The sequence below is a fragment of the Arthrobacter sp. 2YAF22_2 genome, assembly GCF_052114645.1.
GTDB lineage: Bacteria > Actinomycetota > Actinomycetes > Actinomycetales > Micrococcaceae > Arthrobacter.
This window is the reverse complement of sequence record NZ_JBFRFD010000528.1, coordinates 1-2,387: the sequence shown is the minus strand read 5'-3', so window position 1 is coordinate 2,387 and position 2,387 is coordinate 1. Positions and strand designations below refer to the sequence as shown.

General features: G+C 63.4%; 3 protein-coding genes. All 3 read left to right on the top strand.

The window, feature by feature from the left end; genetic code table 11:
- Positions 1-807 (top strand): extracellular solute-binding protein (locus AB4Y86_RS16880; protein WP_441403321.1); only part of this gene is annotated, 807 nt, incomplete at its 5' end.
- A gap of 6 nt (positions 808-813) precedes the next feature.
- Positions 814-1,851 carry a carbohydrate ABC transporter permease gene (locus AB4Y86_RS16875; RefSeq protein WP_441403320.1) on the top strand — a complete coding sequence of 346 codons (1,038 nt, stop codon included), beginning with the start codon at positions 814-816 and terminating at the stop codon, positions 1,849-1,851.
- The coding region (locus tag AB4Y86_RS16870) for a carbohydrate ABC transporter permease (RefSeq protein ID WP_441403319.1) at positions 1,848-2,387 on the top strand (540 nt) is incomplete at its 3' end. The genes AB4Y86_RS16875 and AB4Y86_RS16870, both read left to right, overlap by 4 nt.

The window sequence follows — 2,387 nt, the reverse complement described above, 5'->3', positions numbered from 1 at the left end:
GACCAGGTCCTTGCGGTAGTACAGGACCTGGTCCCCACGCCGCCCAAGACGTGGGACGAAATGATGAGCATGTGCTCGATCGCCAAGACCAACAACATCGGCTGCTACTCCGGCCAGTTCTCGAAGTACGAGGGACTCACGGTAAACGCCTCCGAGGCGATCAACTCCGCCGGCGGTTCCGTGCTGGACAAGGACGGCAAGCCGAGCCTGAACACTGATGAGGCCAAGGCCGGCCTGGCCAACCTTGCCAAGGCCTACGCGGACGGCAATATCCCCAAGGAAGCCATCACCTACAAGGAAGAGGAATCCCGGCAGGCTTTCCAGGACGGCAAGCTCCTCTTCCTGCGCAACTGGCCGTACGTCTACAACCTGGCCGTCACCGAAGGATCCTCCAAGGTCAAGGACGTGCTGGGCATGACGGCGCTTCCGGGCAAGTCCGGCCCCGGTGCCTCGTCGCTCGGCGGCCACAGCGCCGGCATGAGCGTCTACTCCAAGAACAAGGCCACCGCTTCGGACTTCCTGAAGTTCCTCACCACCGAGGAAACGCAGAAGTTCTTCGCCACGCAAGGGTCGCTCGCTCCGGTGCTGAGCAAGCTTTACGACGACAAGGACCTCGTCGCCAAGCTGCCGTACCTGCCGGTGCTGAAGACCTCGATTGAGAACGCCGTCCCGCGTCCGGTGACCCCGTTCTACCCGGCCGTTACCAAGGCCATCCAGGACAACGCATACTCGGCCATCAAGGGCGAGAAGGCAGTGGACGCAGCGCTGTCCGACATGCAGAAGTCCATCGAAACCCAGTCAAAGTAGTCCAAAATGGCAACTGAATTGGGCCCGACGCCGGTAAAGAAGCCGGCGTCGGGCGGGACCGAACTCCACCATGCACCCAAGGGGGTGGGGGAGGACAATGTCATCGCGAGCCAGGGCAAGTGGGCATCGTGGCTGTTGGCCCCCACCGTCATCGCGCTGGCCGTCGTCATCGTTTACCCGATTGTCAGCGCCATCGTGATGTCCTTCCAGGCCGACGCTGGCTTGGATCCCGCCACCGGCCTCTTCGCCGAGGGCGGTCCGGCGGGTCTCACCAACTACGTCAACTGGATCGCCCAGCAGTGCGCTTCCCCCGGCGGCGGAACCGTAGCCTGCCCGCCCGGCACCCTCGGCTCCCAGTTCTGGTCCGCGACAGCCACCACGTTCTTCTTCACCATCGTGACCGTGAGCCTCGAGACCGTGCTCGGCTTCTGGATGGCCATCATCATGGCCCGCACCTTCCGCGGCCGCAGCCTGATCCGCGCCGCAGTACTCGTGCCGTGGGCCATCCCCACCGCCGTGACGGCCAAGCTGTGGCTGTTCATCTTCGCGTTTGAGGGGATCGCCAACAAGCTCTTCAACGCATCCATCCTGTGGACCGGCAGCGAGTGGCCGGCCAAGTGGGCGGTCATCATCGCCGACGTCTGGAAGACGACGCCGTTCATGGCGCTGCTGATCCTGGCCGGGCTGCAGATGATTCCGGCCGAGGTATACGAGGCCGCCAAGGTCGACGGCGCCTCGGCTTGGCAGCGGTTCCGGATGATCACCTTGCCGCTGGTCAAGCCGGCGCTGATGGTGGCCATCCTCTTCCGCACCCTTGACGCGCTGCGGATGTTCGACCTGCCCTACATCCTGACCGGCGGGGCAAACAACACCACCACGCTGTCCATCCTGGTCATCAGCCAGATCAGGCAGGGCTTCAACGTGGCGGCAGCGCTGTCCACCATCACGTTCATCATCATTTTCCTTGTCGCCTTCATCTTCGTGCGCTTCCTGGGCGCGAATGTCGTGGAGCAGCAGACCGGCGCTAGTAAGGGGAAGAAATGACCGCCGCCGCTACCGAGCTGCGCGCGCAGCAGGACCAGGGCCGCAAGACCGCCCAGAACCGGGAGAAATGGGCCCAGGGGCGGACCTACATCAGCGCCGTGGTGATCCTCATCTGGTGCCTGGCCCCGGCCTACTGGATGGTGGTGACGGCATTCCGCGAGGTTGGCTTCACGTACGACACCTCGGTCCTGCCGACGCACGTCACGCTGGACAACTTCATGACCGCGTTCGATACCTCGTTCGGCAACCACTTCGGCCAAGCGCTGCTGAACAGTGTGTTCATCGGCGGCGTGGTCACTGTGGTGTCGCTGCTGATCGGCGTATTCGCCGCCTACGCCCTGGCCCGCCTGAACTTCCGGTTCAAGTACCTCGTGCTGGGCTTCATCCTGGGTGCTTCGATGTTTCCCGGCGTCGCCCTCATCACCCCGCTGTTCCAGCTGTTCACCAACATCGGCTGGATGGGAACGTACCAGGCCCTGATCATCCCGAACATCTCGTTCGTGCTGCCGCTGACCGTCTACACCATGACGTCGTTC

Coding starts and splice junctions, on each gene's coding strand:
- AB4Y86_RS16875 (WP_441403320.1), top strand. CDS start 814: ATGGCAACTGAATTGGGCCCGACGCCGGTAAAGAAGCCGGCGTCGGGC.